The 17,488-nt window shown below is 71.5% G+C and carries 13 protein-coding genes; 5 read left to right on the top strand and 8 right to left on the bottom strand.

Annotated elements, in window-relative coordinates; all coding sequences use genetic code 11:
• The first annotated feature begins 322 nt into the window (after positions 1–322).
• The 4 genes from ACFVXA_RS12465 to ACFVXA_RS12480 all read left to right on the top strand — a co-directional run bounded on the left by ACFVXA_RS12465 (position 323) and on the right by ACFVXA_RS12480 (position 4,451).
• Complete coding sequence (locus ACFVXA_RS12465; RefSeq protein ID WP_390024904.1) at positions 323–1,381, top strand: zinc-dependent alcohol dehydrogenase family protein; 1,059 nt, start codon at positions 323–325, stop codon at positions 1,379–1,381.
• Between the two features lie 299 nt (positions 1,382–1,680).
• Complete coding sequence (ettA, locus tag ACFVXA_RS12470) at positions 1,681–3,345, top strand: energy-dependent translational throttle protein EttA (RefSeq protein WP_362018009.1); 1,665 nt, start codon at positions 1,681–1,683, stop codon at positions 3,343–3,345.
• Between the two features lie 6 nt (positions 3,346–3,351).
• Positions 3,352–3,765 (top strand): thioesterase family protein, encoded by a 414-nt coding sequence (locus tag ACFVXA_RS12475; protein ID WP_362018011.1) that lies wholly within the window; start codon positions 3,352–3,354, stop codon positions 3,763–3,765.
• A complete protein-coding gene (locus tag ACFVXA_RS12480) occupies positions 3,762–4,451 on the top strand; it encodes a hypothetical protein (RefSeq protein WP_383742626.1) in 690 nt (229 codons plus the stop codon). Before ACFVXA_RS12475 ends, ACFVXA_RS12480 begins: the two co-directional genes overlap by 4 nt.
• A 134-nt stretch (positions 4,452–4,585) precedes the next feature.
• Here the strand turns inward: ACFVXA_RS12480 and ACFVXA_RS12485 are convergent, their stop codons facing one another.
• A complete protein-coding gene (locus ACFVXA_RS12485) occupies positions 4,586–4,999 on the bottom strand; it encodes a globin (protein WP_362018015.1) in 414 nt (137 codons plus the stop codon).
• 203 nt (positions 5,000–5,202) lie between these two features.
• On the opposite strand from ACFVXA_RS12485, the gene ACFVXA_RS12490 reads away from it, so the two are divergent.
• Positions 5,203–6,186, top strand: coding sequence for a methyltransferase domain-containing protein (locus ACFVXA_RS12490; protein ID WP_383742632.1), 984 nt, complete (start codon positions 5,203–5,205; stop codon positions 6,184–6,186).
• 30 nt (positions 6,187–6,216) lie between these two features.
• Here ACFVXA_RS12490 and ACFVXA_RS12495 read toward each other — a convergent pair whose 3' ends face one another.
• The 7 genes from ACFVXA_RS12495 to ACFVXA_RS12525 all read right to left on the bottom strand — a co-directional run bounded on the left by ACFVXA_RS12495 (position 6,217) and on the right by ACFVXA_RS12525 (position 17,109).
• Positions 6,217–7,554, bottom strand: a complete 1,338-nt coding sequence (locus ACFVXA_RS12495; protein WP_383742635.1) for an FHA domain-containing protein — start codon at positions 7,552–7,554, stop codon at positions 6,217–6,219.
• Positions 7,555–7,627: 73 nt separating this feature from the next.
• On the bottom strand, positions 7,628–8,974 hold the full coding sequence (locus tag ACFVXA_RS12500) for a VWA domain-containing protein (RefSeq protein ID WP_383905988.1): 1,347 nt from the start codon (positions 8,972–8,974) through the stop codon (positions 7,628–7,630).
• A 97-nt stretch (positions 8,975–9,071) separates the two neighbouring features.
• Positions 9,072–10,622, bottom strand: a complete 1,551-nt coding sequence (locus ACFVXA_RS12505; protein WP_390024906.1) for a protein phosphatase 2C domain-containing protein — start codon at positions 10,620–10,622, stop codon at positions 9,072–9,074.
• Between the two features lie 3 nt (positions 10,623–10,625).
• Entirely contained in the window at positions 10,626–13,190 is a 2,565-nt protein-coding gene (locus ACFVXA_RS12510; protein WP_383905990.1) for a tetratricopeptide repeat protein, read from the bottom strand.
• Positions 13,187–14,518 carry a hypothetical protein gene (locus ACFVXA_RS12515; protein ID WP_362018027.1) on the bottom strand — a complete coding sequence of 444 codons (1,332 nt, stop codon included), beginning with the start codon at positions 14,516–14,518 and terminating at the stop codon, positions 13,187–13,189. The genes ACFVXA_RS12510 and ACFVXA_RS12515 overlap by 4 nt, the downstream gene beginning before the upstream one ends.
• 78 nt (positions 14,519–14,596) lie before the next feature.
• The gene (locus ACFVXA_RS12520) at positions 14,597–15,619 is read right to left on the bottom strand and encodes a glutamate ABC transporter substrate-binding protein (protein WP_383742644.1); all 1,023 of its coding nucleotides are present in this window, start codon (positions 15,617–15,619) and stop codon (positions 14,597–14,599) included.
• Between the two features lie 14 nt (positions 15,620–15,633).
• Positions 15,634–17,109: a hypothetical protein gene (locus ACFVXA_RS12525; protein WP_362018030.1), complete on the bottom strand. Its 1,476-nt coding sequence runs from the start codon at positions 17,107–17,109 to the stop codon at positions 15,634–15,636.
• Between the last annotated feature and the right edge of the window lie 379 nt (positions 17,110–17,488).

The following is a 17,488-nucleotide window of genomic DNA, read 5'->3' on the forward strand; positions in this document are numbered from 1 at the left end:
TGCTTCTTCGCTCGACTCCGCATGAGGTGGAGGCGGTACGGACGAGGAGTGACGGCTGAGGTGGAGGCGGTACGGACGAGGAGTGACGGCTTGGCTACGTGCAGCCGCCGGAGGCTGGATTGCAGAGCCTGTCAGAGGCGCTTAGCGTGATGTCGGGGCCTCTGGGGCTCTCGGGTGCGGTGCGTACGGCGGACTTGGCAGGGCGGCAGGGCATGCGCCCGGGATCCAGTCCATCGAGGTGATCAATGATGACCGGCAGCCCACAGACGCTCGCCGAGTGCGTCGGGCACTGAGAGACGGAAGGTCACTCATGCCACATTCCATGCGCGCGCTCGTAGCCGGAAAGGTGGGCGAGCCGGCCGATGTCCTGCGGCTGGAATCCCGTCCTGTTCCCACGCCGGGAGCCGGGCAGGCGTTGATCCGCGTGAAGGCGACTCCGATTCACGCCAGTGATCTGCACGTGCTGCGTGGCCGCTACGGTTTCTCCCCCGCGTTTCCCACCGTCGGGGGTCACATGGAATGCGTGGGCCGTATTGCAGCCCTGGGCCCGGATACCGAGGGGCTGAAGATCGGCGAGCGCGTGGTGGCCGTCGCTGTTCCGGCGGTGCCCGGGTCGCATGTGGAGGGCACTTGGCAGGAATACCTTGTTGCCGATACACGAAGGCTCCTGCCGGTTCCCGATCATCTGAGTGACTCCAGCGCCTGTCAGCTCGCCGTCAACCCGTTGACCGCGCTGCTCCTGGTGACTCGCGAACTCGACGTACAGCCGGGTGAATGGCTGTTGCAGACGGCCGCGGGCTCCACCGTCGGCCGGCTCGTCATTCAGCTGGCCAGGCATCTGGGTATTCGCACCATCAATGTCGTGCGGCGGCGCGAAGCCGTCGAGGAGATCAAGGCGCTCGGTGGTGACGAGGTCATCTGCACTGAGGACGAGGACCTGTTGCGGCGTGTGGCCGAGATCGCGGGACCGGCCGGCGTGCGCAAGGCCGTCGACTGCGTCGCGGGCCAGGTGGGTGCCCAGGTGTCCCAGGCATTGGCTCCGGGTGGAGAGGTCGTGGTCTACGGCGCGCTCTCCACCCATCGGCAGACCGACCCGGCAGCGCTGACGATCCCGCTGATGGCACGCTCGCTCATCTACGAGACCAAAGCAGTCCGTGGCTTCTGGCTGAACCGCTGGTTCGGCACTGCCTCACCCGAGGATGCGCTGCGCGCGCTGTCCGAGGTTCGCGGCCTCGTCGCTGATGAAGTGCTGAGCATCCCCCAAGGCGAGCCGTTCCCGCTCGAACGCTTCACCGAAGCCATCTCGTTCGCCGAAGCACCCGCACACGGCGCCAAACCGCTCTTCGTCTTCGAGGACGGCCGGGACGAAGACGACAGGTAGCCGGGACGAAGACGACAGGTAGAAGAGCAAGGGGGCACCCCAGCCGGTAGGCCTGGCCCGTCCCCGGGCCGCGCGACGGCGTGGGCACCCCGGTCGGTAGGCCTGCTCCGTCCCCGTGCCACGCCACGGCGCTCGGCAGCGATCGACGGCGACGCCCAGTGACAGGTCGGCTACCAGCTGGGGCAGCGAACGTCCAGGTCACGGGCGCCCGACCGAACGGGTTTCCCCCCAGGGGTAGCCGTCAGGCAAGATGGGGTGTATCTGCCCACTGCCGATTTCAAGCGTCCGGACGGTTTCTCTTGGCTGAGTTCATTTACACCATGCGCAAGACGCGCAAGGCGCACGGCGACAAGGTGATTCTCGACGACGTCACCCTGAGCTTCCTGCCCGGAGCGAAGATCGGTGTGGTCGGCCCGAACGGTGCCGGTAAGTCCACCGTTCTCAAGATCATGGCGGGCCTCGAGCAGCCCTCCAACGGTGACGCGTTCCTGTCTCCTGGCTACAGCGTCGGCATGCTGCTCCAGGAGCCGCCGCTCGACGAGTCCAAGACCGTGCTGGAGAACGTCCAGGACGGCGCCGCCGAGATCATGGGCAAGCTCAAGCGCTTCAACGAGGTCGCGGAGCTGATGGCGACCGACTACTCGGACGCGCTCATGGAGGAGATGGGCAAGCTCCAGGACGACCTGGACCACGCCAACGCCTGGGACCTCGACGCGCAGCTGGAGCAGGCCATGGACGCGCTGGGCTGCCCGCCCGGTGACTGGCCGGTCAACAACCTCTCCGGTGGTGAGCGCCGCCGCGTAGCGCTCTGCAAGCTGCTGATCGAGGCCCCTGACCTTCTCCTCCTCGACGAGCCCACCAACCACCTGGACGCCGAGTCCGTGCAGTGGCTGGAGCAGCACCTCGCGAAGTACTCGGGCACCGTCGTCGCCGTCACCCACGACCGGTACTTCCTCGACAACGTCGCCGAGTGGATCCTCGAGCTGGACCGCGGCCGCGCGCACCCCTACGAAGGCAACTACTCCACGTACCTCGACAAGAAGGCCTCCCGCCTCAAGGTCGAGGGCCAGAAGGACGCCAAGCGTGCGAAGCGTCTGAAGGAAGAGCTCGAGTGGGTGCGGTCCAACGCCAAGGGACGTCAGGCCAAGTCCAAGGCGCGTCTGTCCCGCTACGAGGAGATGGCCGCCGAGGCCGACAAGATGCGGAAGCTGGACTTCGAGGAGATCCAGATCCCGCCGGGCCCGCGCCTGGGCTCCATCGTGGTCGAGATCAATAACCTCTCCAAGGCCTTCGGTGACAAGGTCCTCATCGATGACCTGTCGTTCACGCTGCCGCGTAACGGCATCGTCGGTGTCATCGGCCCCAACGGCGCCGGCAAGACCACCCTCTTCAAGATGATCCAGGGTCTGGAGACCCCGGACTCCGGCACGATCAAGGTCGGCGAGACCGTCAAGATCAGTTACGTCGACCAGAGCCGCGAGAACATCGACCCGAAGAAGTCCCTGTGGGCCGTGGTCTCGGACGAGCTGGACTACATCAACGTGGGCCAGGTCGAGATGCCCTCGCGTGCGTACGTCTCCGCGTTCGGGTTCAAGGGCCCGGACCAGCAGAAGCCGGCCGGTGTCCTCTCCGGCGGTGAGCGCAACCGGCTCAACCTCGCGCTCACCCTCAAGCAGGGCGGCAACCTGCTGCTCCTCGACGAGCCGACCAACGACCTGGACGTCGAGACGCTGTCCTCGCTGGAGAACGCGCTCCTCGAGTTCCCCGGTGCGGCCGTGGTCGTCTCCCACGACCGCTGGTTCCTCGACCGGGTCGCCACGCACATCCTCGCCTACGAGGGCGACTCCAAGTGGTTCTGGTTCGAGGGCAACTTCGAGTCGTACGAGAAGAACAAGATCGAGCGGCTCGGCCCGGACGCGGCGCGCCCGCACCGTGCCACCTACAAGAAGCTGACCCGGGGCTGATCGATCTTGCGGCATCTCTACCGCTGCCCGCTGCGCTGGGCGGACATGGACGCGTACGGCCACGTCAACAACGCGGTCTTCCTCCGCTACCTGGAGGAAGCACGTATCGACTTCCTGTCCCCTCCGGACAAGCAGTTCAAGCAGGGGTCCGTGGTGGCGCGCCACGAGATCGACTACAAGCGCCAGCTCGTCCACCGGCGCGAGCCGGTGGACATCGAGCTGTGGATCACGGAGATCCGGGCGGCGGCCTTCACGATCACCTACGAGGTCAAGGACGCGGACCAGCTGTACGTCCGGGCCGCGACCGTGGTCGTCCCGTTCGACTTCGAGGCCCAGCGACCGCGCCGCATCACCGCCGAGGAACGGGAGTTCCTGGAGGAGTACCGCGACGACAAGGCGGACGAGGCCGTCGCGGCATGACCGTCCTGCACCTGGCCGACGCGGGGGAGGCGGCGGACCTCGCCGCCTTCCTCTCCCGGCTGATCCACTACGACCGTGCGGCCGCCGTGCGCCTGCAGGCGCACGGCACCGCGCTCGCGGTCTTCGGGCGACCGCCGTCCTTCGAGGTCCTCGCCATCCGCACGGCGCGACTCGCCAAGCCGTACGAGAACGGGCTCGACGTCACCCTCGACGTGACCGTCTCCGCGGGTGAACTCCTGGATTCCGTCGACGAGTCGGCGGCCACCGCCGCCGTCCCGGCCGCCGTCACCGGGCCGCCGTGGGCCGGGGTGCTCCCGCCCCGCGGGGGCTGGCGACAGGAGCCCGGGCTCCCCGCGCCGGACGCCGTACGGGCGATGGTGGCCGCCGCGGTCGCCGAATTCCGTTCCCGTACACAGGAGTTGGCGCCCGAGTTGCGTACCCGCTCCGAACTCGACCGGATCGGGCGGGAGATCTGGTCCCGGCCGGTCTGCGCCGCCGGTCTTCCGGTGCGGGCCGCGCACGCGGCGCAGTCGCTGGGATTCCTGCGTCCCGGGGGCCATGTCGCGTCCGACGAAAGCCCGTTGGGGCTGTACTCGTCCGGCGCCTGGCTCCGGCTGCGTACGCCGTACGGATCGATCGCCGTACGCAGGGCGGGACTTGGGGCGCTGGACGTCAGCGTGCGCTGATCGCCGCCGCCCCCTCCATGGTCAGGGACCGGGCGCGAGACTTCCGTCGCGAGCGGGACGCCGAGCGGCGCGGCGCCGGGCGGCAGACGATGCGGCGCCGGGCGGCAGGCGGTGCTCCGACGTAAGCGGTCATGTCAGCCGGCCGTGTTCACCATCGACGCCGCCGCGTACGTCAGGTAGTTCCACAGCGTGTGCTCGTGTTCCTCGGAGAGGCCGAGCTCCTCGACGGCGACGCGCATGTGCTTGAGCCAGGCGTCGTGTGCTGCCTGGTCGACGGCGAACGGGGCGTGGCGCATCCGTAGCCGGGGGTGACCTCGGTTGTCGCTGTACGTCGTCGGGCCGCCCCAGTACTGGATCAGGAAGAGCCTGAACCGCTCCTCGGCCGGACCCAGGTCCTCCTCGGGATACATGGCCCGCAGCAGCGGGTCCTCGGCGACGCCCTCGTAGAAACGGTGCACCAGACGCCGGAAGGTCTCCTCGCCGCCGACCTGCTCGTAGAAGGTCTGCTCCTGAAGCGTGCCGCGCCGAATCTCATTCACATCACCCATGGTCTCAGACGGGGTGGCGGAGGACTCAAGGCTTAGGACCACTCATCGGAATCGGCGGTAATGCGCCGCGTCGGGCTCGGCGGTATGTGGCGCGTCGGGATCGGCGGTATGTGGCGCGTCGGGATCGGCGGTTCGTGCCACGCGTACGTGATCGGCCGAGCCCGGCGCTCGCCTCGCGGGCCGTCCGGCAGCACAGTGGAGATATGAGCGCGCACGCTCTCGACCACGACCTGGACGACCTCGCCACCCTGGCGCGGGCGACCCTCGTACGGGAGATCGACAGGAGCGGGGCGTGGGACGCCGACCCGGTCTGGCGGGAGGCCTTCGAGTCGGTCCCGCGCCATCTGTTCGTGCCGTACTACTACATCGGCGTCATGGGCGGCTTCGAGCGCGTGTGGGGCGAGGACCCCGATCCGCGGGCCCGGGAGCGCTGGGTGCGCGGCGCGTACGCGGACGCCCCGCTGGCCACCCGGGTGCGCGACGGGGAGCTGGTGTCCTCCAGCAGCCAGCCGTCGCTGATGGCGAAGATGCTGACCGAGCTGGACGTACGGGACGGGGACGCCGTCCTGGAGATCGGCGCCGGCACCGGCTACAACGCGGCCCTGCTCGCCCACCGCCTCGGCGACGAGCTGGTGACCACCGTGGACCTCGACCCGGAGATCACCGAATCGGCACGGCGGCACCTGGCCGCCGCCGGCCACCACCCGACCGTCGTCACCGCAGACGGCGCCCGCGGTGTCCCCGAGCGCGCCCCCTTCGACCGGATCATGGCCACCTGCACGCTGACCTCGATCCCCCGCCCCTGGCTGCCCCAGTGCACCCCGGGCGCCCGTATCCTCGCGCCGCTGGCCACCGGCCTGATCGCGCTGCGCGTCCGGGACGCCGGGCATGCCGAGGGGCGCTTCCTGCACACGCCCGCCTATTTCGTGCCCCTGCGCGGCGAGACCCGGCCCGAGGCGCCCGAGCCGCGGCACCTGGACGGGCTGCCCCGCCGGGTCAGGAGCGACGAGCTGTTCCGGTTCCTGCTGACCCTGACGGCGGGCAGCCTCGACCCGTACGAGGCGTACGCGCTGTGGGAGCGCGAGGACCAGCCGGTGCGCGAGCGGTACGGGATCACGGTCAGCGGTGAGCGCGCCTGGGCGTGGCTGGACGACCCCGAGGGGCCGTACGCCTGGCCGCTGCCGTGATCCCCCGGGTCAGCCGCGTGATCCCCCGCGTCAGCCGCGCCGGATGGTGATCGTCGTCCAGGCGCCGACGTGCACGCGGTCGCCGTCCTGGAGCGGGACCGGCACGAAGGGCTGGATGGGCTCCTCGCCGCCGTTCACCGTGGTGCCGTTCGTCGAGTTCTGGTCGACGACCGCCCAGCTGCCGTCCGGCTGCTGGACCAGGACCGCGTGCTGGTGCGAGACGCCCGGGTCCTCCGGGGGCACCGACAGATCGATGTCGGGGGTGTCGCCGGTGGAGTGCCGGCGGCGGCCGATGGTGATCTGGTTGCCGATGAGCGGGCGCTGCTGCTCCGGGGAGTACGCGGGCAGGTTCAGGCCCGCGGCCTCGGGGCCGGAGCGCTGCATCATCGCCATGAAGTACTCGCGGTCGGGACCGATCGTCGCCGACCAGGACAGCGGCTGCTGCGGTTGCTGGTAGGCGGGGCCGGAGCCGGGCGGAGCCTGGGTCGCGCCGGGCTGCGGGTAGCCGTAGCCGCCGCCCTGGCCGGCGCCTGGACCGTTCGGACCGCCGGGGCCGCCGGGCGCACCGGACGACGGCGGGGAGATCACCCAGTCGTCGTCGGCGCCGAAGGCCGGGCCGCCGGGCCCGGGCGGCCCGCCCTGGGTGAAGGGCGCGGCCGGCTGCTGGGTGAAGGCCTGCGGCGCGCCGGGGCCACCGGGAGTGGGCCCGGGCGGCGGCGGAACCGGACGCGAGGGGTCGGCTCCGAAGCCGGACGGATCGCCGCCGAAGCCCGAGGGGCCCCCGGCGCCGAACGGCGGGGCGGGCGGACCCGGCGGGATCGGCTCGGCGGGCCGGTTCATCTGGGAGGGCCGCGAGCTCTGGTACTCGAACGGGTCGTGACCGGGACCCGCACCGGGACCGCCGGGCTGTCCCGGGACCCCCGGCCCCTGCTGCTGGAACCGCAGCGCGGGGTTCGGGCCACCAGGACCACCCGGGCCACCCGGGCCGCCGGGCCCACCAGGACCGCCGGGAATCCCCGGCGCGGGCGCCGGCGGGCGCGGTGCGGCCGGCGTGTACGAGGTCGCCGTATTGGTCAGGAAGTTCCACCGGCACTCCTCGCAGAACGGCGCGGCGCCCTCACGGGGCGTACGGCACTGCGGGCAGAGCTCCGGCTCGGGGTCGGGCACGGCGGACAGGTGCGGGCGCCCACCGGGGCCGCCGTGGCCCCCGGGACCGGGCGGCGGCGGAGGCGAGCCGGGCGGCGGATAGCCGTAGCCGGCGGGGGGCGGTGGGGGAGGCAACGGGGGCACGGCACCGGCCATGCGGTGACCGCAGACCTCGCACCAGTCGTCGGAACCCGACTGATGTCCGTTCGGGCAGGTCGGCATGTCGGCGCTTCCCCCTCTCCTTTTCCGGTCTTTATGACCGGGTTTCTCCGGCTCCCCGCGGGAACCGGGCTCGCTACTTCTTTACACGAACAGTCTTTGTGGACCGTGTCTCGAGGGTCATCTCGTCCGCTTCTTCGACCCTTGCCTTCAATCGCACAGTACCTGCCGCGGCGTCGACCACGTCCACCACCTTCGCAAGCAGTTTCGCAGTATCGGCGTTGCCGGACGCACTCGCGAGCTGAACGGCCCGCCCCAGCTTGGCCGTTGCGCCGTCGACATCTCCCGCTTTGCGCAGATCCAGCCCCTGCTGGATGACTTGTGCCAGTTCCGCCTGACCCGTGTAGTGCGCGACCTGCGGGTTGATCGAGGTCGAGGCCACCATGTCCTCGGTCCACACGGCCCGTACGAGACCCTGGGCGCCGAGGTTCTGCACGCTTCCGTCCGGCTGCGGGATCACCAGCGAGACCCGGGCGGCCAGCATCTCCTGGCCGATGCCGGCCGTGGGGACCTCGACGCACACGTGGTAGTCGCGGGACTCGTCGCCCCAGGAACCGGTGGGGTAGTCCCCGGCGCGCGGGCCCGCCTCGGTGCGGCGGTCGGTCAACTCCTCGACCGTGGGGGCCACTTGCTTGACGAACTTGATCGCCGTGCCGACCGGGGTCCACAGTCGCAGGGCGACGTCCGCGACCTCCTTGCCCATGGCCGTCTCCATCATCTGCGTGAAGTCGGCGGACAGGGCGGCCGGGTCGGCGACGATGTCGGCGGTGCCGAGCAGCGCCGAGGCGATCCCGGTGACCTCCTTGACCTCCCAGTCGGTGCCCACTCCACGCGCGTCACACGTGAACCGTCCGGCACAGGAGTCGAGAGCGGCCCTGAGGTCCTGCGGCGACTCGTGTTCATTGCGGCCGTCGGTGAGCAGGATGCCGTGCCGGATCGAGACGTCCGCCGAGGACAGCAGCCGGTCGGCGAGGCGCAGCCAGGTGCCGATCGCCGTACCGCCGCCCGCGCTCAGCCTGCGCAGTGCCTGCTTGGCCTGGTCGCGGGTGGCCGTGTCGGCGACCGCGAGCCGTCCGCCGCCCGGATAGACCTCCTTGGCGAGGTGCGTGCCGCCGATCACCGCGAAGTGCACACCGTCGCGCACGCTGTCGATCGCGGCGGCCGTGGCGTCACGGGCGCCCCGCATCTTGGTGGGCGGGTAGTCCATCGAGCCCGAACAGTCGACCATGATCGCCACGGCCGCGTCCGGGCCCTGGCCCGCCGTGTACACGTGCGGCGCCCCGACGGAGCTTCCGATGGTGCCGCCGCCGGTGGCGCTCACCGTGACGATCGCGTTGACCTCGCGGCCGCCCTCGGGCAGGTACTCGTTCTGGTACACGTCGACCGAGAACTGCGGCACGTTCGACTTCGAGAAATTGGCCATGCCTTCTTCGTCCCCCTCGAAACCTCCGCGACCGGCGGAGGCGATGACTGTATGCGGACCGGTCCCCTCCGGTCCGAGGCCGTCCCCGTGAGTGGCCTCAGGCCGATCCTGCCCCCTGCGACGGGGCGGGGAACGGCACGACGGCCACTGTTACGTTGTCGTGGCCCCCGCCGTCCAGGGCGTGGCCGACAAGGACCTGGGCGCTGTGCAGCGGCCTTTCCGCGGCGTCGAGGGGCACGACCTCGGCCATCTCCTCGGCCGCCTCCGCGTAGTTCCACAGCCCGTCGGTGCACACCACCACTACACCCGGCCGGTCCGGCTTGAAGGAAGCGGTGTGCGGCTCCAGTTCGTATGCGTCGGCGCCGAGCCAGCCCGTGATGGCGTGGGCGCGCTCGTCGGCGTACGCCTCCGCCTCGTTCATCAGGCCCGCGGCGACCATCTGCGCGGCCCACGAGTCGTCCTCGGTGAGCCGGGCCGGCGGCGAACTCCGGTCGACCGGCACCCAGTAGGCGCGGCTGTCGCCGACCCAGCCGACGATGAGCAGGGCGGGGGTGACGACCGCGCCGACGAGGGTGCACGCGGGCGCGTTCACATGCGGAGCGTGCTCGCCCTGCGCGGTGGACTCGTCGGCCAGCGAGTTGACGGCCTCCGAGGCGGCGACGATCGCGTCGTGCATCGCCTGCTGCGGGTGCGTGCCGAGCGGCAGGGCTTCGAGGAGCGTCTCGTTGGCCACGCGGGACGCGGCGAGCGAGGCCTCGTCGGGGCGGGTCGCCGAGGAGACGCCGTCGCAGACGATCGCGACGACCGCGGGCGCGCCGTCGGGCAGCGCGGTCGACGAGATCGCGAACGCGTCCTCGTTGCGGTGGTGGCGCAGGCCCCGGTCGCTGACCGCGGCGACCGCGCCCAACTCCTGCTCCATGTGGTCGCGTTCGCGCGGCTGCGCGTGTCCGCAGTTCTCGCAGTAGCCGTCGCTGTCGACCTGGCCCGAGCGACAGGCGACGCACAGCTTGCTGCCCGCGGGAGGCGCCGCCAGGTCGGCGGTGCGCGGATCGGCGACCGGCTCGCCCAAGGGCCCGGCGGAGGCCTCGGATCCGGCGGGGCGTGCCGGGGTCTGCTGGGGCTCGGCGGCCGGGGGAGCCAGCGGGTACTCGTCCGGCTCCGAGGGCCGGTCGAACCGTACGCCTGAAGGAGGCTCGGGAGGGCCGGCGGTGTGCGCGGCGACGGCCTGGGGGAGTTCGGCGGCAGCGGCGTGCGGAAGGTCACCCGGGGGGTGCGGGAGTTCACCGGGCGTGTGCGGGTGTTCACCTGGCGTGTGCGGGTGTTCACCGGGCGTGTGGGGGTGTTCGCCGGGCGGGGGCGGGAGTTCGGTGCCGCCCGAGTCCGTGCCGCGGATGTCCGTGGCGCGGTGCACCGGCGCGGGCGTGTCGGAGCTGTCGATCTCCGGCGCGACAGGCCAGTCCACGGCCGCGGAGGCCGAGGGGGGCCGCGCCGAGCTGCCGTTCATGGCGACCGTGGGGTGGTCCGCCGGCGGAGCGGGCACCGCCGACAGGTCGTAGCCGCACGCACCGCAGAAAAGGTCACCCGCCTCCAGTGGCTCCTCGCAACTGGGGCACCGCGAAAGGGCCGTCGGCTGGGGCATCTGGGACATCAATCACACCCACGTCCGGGGGCGGTAACGATTCGCTCGTTCCACCAGGTCGATCCTCTCCTCGCCGCCCCGCGCGAGCCGGGCCAGCGTCCGGTACGAACGCTCGAGTCCGAAGCGGAGGCCGCGCTCGTCCAGCTTGCTGCCGAGCAGCACCTGGCCGCCACCGGAAACCGGAGCGGAACCCTGGCTACCGGAGAGTACCCAGTCCAGCGCGCAGCCAAGGACTTCTGTGGACAACTGCTCGCGTCGCACCGCGTCGAGACCGTATCCGTCGAGCGCCTCGACCTGGCCGGCCGCCGCGGTCAGATCGTCCAGGAACGCCGCGGCCGCGGCCTCCTCGGCCATCCGCTCCCGCAGCCGCGCCCGAACGGCCGCGACCCGGGCGGCGGTGTAGTGGATGGACGCCTCCGGTACGGATTCCAGCGTGCGTACGGCGCCACGGCGGTCACCGGAGGCGAGCTGCACGCGGGCCAGGCCGAACGCCGCGCTCACATAGCTGGGGTCGGTCGTCCACACCAGCCGGTAGTACTCCGCGGCGTTGTCCAGCTGCCCGAGCACCTCCGCGCACAGGCCGAGGGCCAGCTTGGGCGCCGGCTCGCCGGGGAAGGCGTCGTAGATCGCGTCGAAGGACAGCGCCGCGATCTCGTACTCCGCGGTCGCGAGCGCCGCGACGCCCCGGTACCAGACCACCCGCCAGTCGTCGGGGTGGTCCGTCTCCAGGGCCTCGACGGCCAGTGACGCGCTGTTCAGTTCACCCATCTCCAGGCGGGCCCGCAGCTCGCGCAGCCGCAGCTCCGGGGAACCGGTGGGCGCCGCGTGCAGCGCGGCGATCAGCTCCGCGGGCGCGGACGCCATGAGCGCCGCCAGGAAGCCCGCGTTCGGGTCGCCCGGGTCCACCCGGGGGACGGGCAGCGCGAGCGCGGTGGCGGCGGCCTGGACGGGCTTGACCAGGGCGGCCGGAGCGCTCGTCGGGGGGAGTACGCGAGTGCCGTTCGCCCCGGCGGGCAGCGGTGGCGCGCTCTTCTTCCCGCGTACGGGAAGCACCCGCGCCCCCAGCCGCGAGACGTCCCCGGCCGGCTTCCCGAACAACTCCGTGTCGGTGACCTTGATCTCGGGGCCGAACAGGGTGGACAGGGCCGGGCGGGCCCGGCCCGTCTGGAGCGACACGACCTCCCTCAGCACCCCGGTCAGCTGCTCGGACATCTCCTGCGCGGAGGCGAAGCGGCGGGCCGGGTCGGGGTCGGTGGCGCGGACCAGGAGCCGGTAGAAGGACTCGTACTGGCGGAAGACCTCGATGTTGTCCGGGTCGGGCAGGGAGTCCACGAAGACGTTCGTGTAGCCCTGGAAGTCGAAGGTCAGGACGGCGAGGGTGCGCGCGACCGTGTAGAGGTCGGAGGCGACGGACGGGCCGACCTCGGCCACCTCCGGCGCCTGGTAGCCCACTGTGCCGTAGATGGCCGACTCGTCGTCGTCCGTCCTGCGCACCGCGCCCATGTCGATCAGCTTGAGCTGGTCCTCGGTCTGGATCGCGTTGTCGACCTTGAAGTCGCAGTACAGGAGATTGCGGCTGTGCAGATGCCCGAGGGCCTCCAGGGCCTCGATCCCGTACGCGCAGGCCTGCTCGACCGGCAGCGGATCGCGCTTCCCGGCGGCCGTACGGCGGCCGTTGGCGATCTCCTTCAGCGACTTTCCGCCGACGTACTCCATGACGATGTACCCGTCCAGCGAACCGGTCCGCTGGTCGAGGTGCTCGACGAAGTTGTAGATCCGCACGATGTTGGCGTGCTCGATCTCGGCGAGGAAGCGCCGTTCGGAGATCGCCGCCGCCATCGCGTCCTGGTCACCGGTGTCCAGGAGGCCCTTGAGGACCACCCAGCGGTCGGAGACCGCGCGGTCGACGGCGAGGTAGACCCAGCCGAGACCGCCGTGCGCGAGACAGCCCACGACCTCGTACTGGCCGTGCACGATGTCGCCCGAGCCGAGCTTCGGCACGAACGAGTACGGGTGGCCGCACTTGGTGCAGAAGCCCTCGGTACGCCCGGGCCGCTCGCCGCGCGCACGCCCCACCGGCGCACCGCAGTCGGGGCGCGAGCAGAACCGCTTCCGCTCGGGAACCTCGGGGTTCTCCAGGACCATCGCGCGCGGGTCGGGCCGCGGCACCCCCGGGACCTCGACCAGGCCGGCACCGAGCCGTCCGCGCCCCGTGGAACCGGCGGTCGAACCGGAGCTGCGGACCGACACCGAGCGGCCCGTCGACCGGCCCGACAGCGAGCGCGACAGACGTCCCGAGACCGAGCGCCGCGACTGCGAGGAGCGCGAGGACGCACGCGAGCTGGCGCGCGAACTGCTCCGCGCGCTGCTGCTGTTGGAGCCTCGGCCGGACCCCCGGGAGCCCTTGCCGCCCGCCGTGATGCCGGTCGGGGGCGAGCCCACCATGCCGCCGGCGGAGACGACCGGGGCCAAGCCGCAGGTGTCGCAGTACAGCTCGCCGCCGCCCACGTCCTCGTACGACCCCGAGCAACCGGGCCGCTGGCACTTCTGCTGCTGTCCCACAGGCTGCTGACTCACGATTCCCCCCTCCGGTCGACCCGGTCACCGGGCGTGCCCTGCTCGGGCACGCGCGGGCTGAGCAGATCGGCGGCCGCCCGCTGGTAGCGCAGCACCGCCTCCTCCGCGACGCGCAGATCGCAGGGCGCGCTCCACAGCATGCGGCGCGCCGCGTCGTAGCGCTCGATGAGGAACGGGTCCTCCGCGAGGCCGTGCCGGGCGACCTTCGCCTTGTACGCGTCGAGGCGGCCGCGCAGCTCCGCGCGGACCGCCAGCGGCGCGGTGACCGCCGTCAACGACTCGCGGGCGCGCAGCAGTTCGTCCTCCGCCCGCTCCTCCAGCGACTCCAGGAGCGGAGAGAGGCGGTGCCACTGGGCGTGTCTGCGGTACTCGGCGGCCGTCGCCAACTGCTCCTGGAGCGCCGTCGGCGGTCCGCTGACGGCCGGCACCTCCGACGCGGCGATCTTCGCCAGCACCTCACCGCGGGCGCTGCGCGCCTCGGCGAGCGTGCGGTCCGCGCGGCTGAGCACGTCCCGCAGCTTCACCAGCCGGGCCTCCGCGTCCTGCCGGACGGTGAGCACCGCGTCGATCTCCCGGCGCACCTCCTCCAGGGCGCGCGCCTCGCGGTCGTACGTCGTCGTGTCCGGGCGTCCGCCGCCGGGGGCCGAACTGCCCTGCGCTGAGACCCAGTAGGCCAGCGGATCCGAGACGACCCGCTCGCGCAGGGTGGTCAGCGTCCGGGTGATCCGCTCCAGGTCGTCGCCCGACGGGTGCTCGCCGGGGCGTACCCCCACCGAGTGCGCGAGCCGGCGGGTGCGCTGGAGCTCCGCGGCCAGTAAATCGATCCGGGCGGGCAGCGCGGACCACACGGCGTCGGCGGCGACCACCATGTCGAGCGAGGACGCGTACAGCGCGTTCATCCGGTCCACCAGGGCGGCCAGCGAGAACCGCTCGCTGAGCTTGCTGGAGCCGGCCAGCGTCGGCGCGTTCGCCGTGGCGGTGGCGCTGCCCGCGACCGTGACGCACTCGCCGCGCAGCAGCTCGGTCAGCTCGACCAGGTCCTCCCGGCTCGACCAGCGCCTGCGGGAACGGATGTCGCGCGCGGAGCGCAGCGCGTCCGTGTACGCGTCGAAGTACGCCCACAGCAAGGTGATCGACGCCTCGGTGGACGTCCAGCGCTCCTTGGTCGTGCCGGTGAGTTCGGCGCCTTCCAGGAGCCTGCGGCCCGCGTGGTCCTGCAGGGCGAGGAGGGAGGTCTCGATGGCCTCGTGCTCCGCGCCGAGCCGCGCCAGCGCACGGTCCACCTCGTCCCGGTCCATCACCGGCTCGGGGGGTCCCGTGACGCCCATCGATCACCTCTCGCTCTCCGTCGTTCCCTGTGCGCGTGTCGGGTGCGCCCGGGTAACTCTCCAGTCGTATCAGGTCGGTTACTTGTAGTGCGCCGCGGGCGGGTTCTGCGACGGCGAGTCCTTGCCGAGGGTGGCGGACAGCCAGGTGTCGTACGACTGCCGCCAGCCGCTCTTGCGGTAGTCCTCCAGGACCTGGTTGACCCGGCGTACCAGATCGTCGGCGCCCCGCTTCATCGCCACGCCGTAGTACTCCGTGGTGAACGTCTTGCCCTTCAGCACCACCGTCGGGTCCTGCGCGGCCTGGCTCGCGGCGAGCGCGCCGTCGGTCACCACCGCGTCGACCTGGCCGAGCTGGAGCCTTACCAGGCAGTCGAGTTGGTTGGGCACCGTGGTGGAGATGTCGGCGGAGGCGACGAGTGTGCCCGCCTTCTTGTCGGCGTCCAGCTTGTCGTAGGCGGTGGAGCCCGCCGCCGAGCAGATCCTCTTGTCCGCCAGCGTCTTGTCGTACCCCGTGATGCCGGAGGTCTGCGGGGCGAGGACCTGCTGGCCGGTCAGGAAGTAGGGCGCGGAGAACGCGACCTGGCTCAGCCGGTCGCAGGTGATCGTCATGGTGCGGACCACCATGTCGACCTGGCCGCTCTGGATCGCGGGGATGCGCTGGTTGGTGGGTATGGCTTTGAACAGGATGTCGTTCGGACTGCCGAGGATCTGCCGGGCGATCTCGCGGGCGAGATCGATGTCGAAGCCCTCCAGATCGGCCTTCTTGTTGTTGTTGGGGTTGTTCGGATCGCGGTAGCCCCAGCGGTAGCTGTTCTGGTCGACGCCGACCATCAGATAGCCGCGCTTCTTGATGGCCGCGATCGTCGCGCCGCTCTCGTCGCCGGACGGGGCGAGACTCTGGTCCTGCGGGTCGGTGCACTCCTCGGCCTTCGCCTGGGTGCCCTCGGCCACACCCTGGCCGCCGACGCCCGTACTGCCGTCCCCGTGCGCGTCGCTCAGCGGCAGCAGCAGGGCGAAGACCACGGCGATGGCGCAGGCGACGGCCATCGCGCCCACCCCGCCCCAGCCCTTCAGGCTTGCCCTCAGGCGTCGTGCCGTCATCGCCACTCCTCCTCTCACCGGTACTCCGAAAGCCTGCGCCCGATGCCGAGCAGCGCGCCCGCCGCGGCCAGCACCGCGAGGGCCGCCGCGCCGGTCGGCAGACCGGCCATCGCGTCCCGGCCGTCGCCCGCCGCCTGCTGGAACTCGCTCTCCTCGTGCGTCAGCGCGAGCGCCAGGTTCTTGTCCACGCCGTCGAAGCACTCGCCGGTCGGCTTGACCTTGGCGGACCCGCCGATCACGAGGTCCAGGGCCTTCTGGTACTCGCCGCGGTCGTCTTCCGCGCGGGCGTCCTTGTGGCGGGTCTTCCAGACCTTCATGTTGGCGGTGGCGGCCTGGACCGGCTGCTCGCCCGCCTTGTCGTCGGCGAGGTCACCGGCCAGGGCCAGTCCCTTGGTGAGCGCCTTCATGTCCTGGTCGAAGTCGTAGTCGTAGAGGTCCTTGGTCGTGCCGTCGGCCAGTGTCTTCGTCTCGGCGCCCCGGCTGACCAGGGTCAGGTTCTCGTTGCCCCGCGCGTTCAGGGAGGCGATCCGGGCGTCGTGCAGCACGTTCAGAGAGCGGACCCCGTGGTCGTACGACTCGTTCAGGCCGGCTCGCGCGACGCTGTGCCCGACGACGAGCCACAGCAGGACGACCGTGGAGGCGGCGGTGGCGGCGACCAGGCCCTGGTTCAACACCCGGTTCGTCCGCCGGTAGTTGCGGTGCTGGGCCCAGACGAGGCCGCCGAGGGCGAGGACGCCGAGGCCGATGGCGGCCCACGGGTAGGGCTTCGCGTCCGCGTAGTCGGCGCTCAGCCGCTGGTTCTCCCGCTGGTAGAGATCCTGCGCGGCCGGGAGCATCTCCTTCTGCATCTTCTCGTTCGCGTACCGCAAGTAGGCGCCGCCGAGCGGGTAGCCCTGCCGGTTGTTGGCGCGGGCCCGCTCGACGAGGCCCTTGTACTCGGGCAGCAGCGTGTTCAGCTTGGAGATGGTCTTGGCGGAGGGGGAGCCCGGCTGCGAGCTGTTGGCGGCGGTGATCAGCTTCGCGGCGGCGGTCCTGATGTCCTGCTCGTACCGGTCGCGGGAGGCCTTCGTCTCCTGGCCGCCGGCGAGGAAGCCGCTGGACGCCGCGGTGTTGGCGTCGGCGAGGGAGCGGTAGATGTCCGCGGCGCTCGCGCTCAGCGGCTGGCTGCTGTGCAGCACGTCGTCCGCCGCGGCCGAACGCTCCGTCATCTGCCAGGCGGTGACCGCGCCGAACGCGACGACCAGGGCGGCGAGGACGGCACCGATGATGCGGAGCCTGCCCGGCTCCGTCGTCGCCGCGGCGCGCAGCCGGTCGACGCCCTCCGCCCATGCCGTACGGCGCTCGGGCGTCGCGGGGGCGCTCGGCGGGGCACCGAGGGCGCCCCGCGGTCCGGGGAGGCCGCCCTGCGGGGCCCTCGGTGGTACGGCCGGCATCGTGGGCGCGCCGGGGTGTCCCGGTGGCGCCGCGCCGCCGTTCGGCGGGTATGTCACTTGACCTCCCCCATGGTCATCCGTGGCTCACCTCCGCCCGGTGCGTGGGAAGCACGGACGGCGGACAGAGGTGTACGGCGGCAAGTATCGCCGCCGGGACTGACATCCGCACAGGCCTTGACTGGATCTTGTTCGGATCGCGGGCGCAGCACGAAGCTCCCCGCAGCGCCCCCCTTCCCCTGAACACGCGTTCCGGGGGTGTTCGGTTCCCTCACGGTGTGGGGGTGCGGGACAGGAGTTTTCGCCCCCTCCGCTCCTGCCCGTCCCGAACCCGGGGCTCCGCCCCAGACCCCGCCCCAGACCCCGCTCCTCACCCGCTCCTCACGCCGCTCCCCATCCCGCTCCTGAAGCGCCGGGGGGGGGGTAACAATGAGCCCCA

Origin of the sequence: Streptomyces sp. NPDC058246 (assembly GCF_042881985.1) — a bacterium.
Taxonomy (GTDB): Bacteria; Actinomycetota; Actinomycetes; order Streptomycetales; family Streptomycetaceae; genus Streptomyces.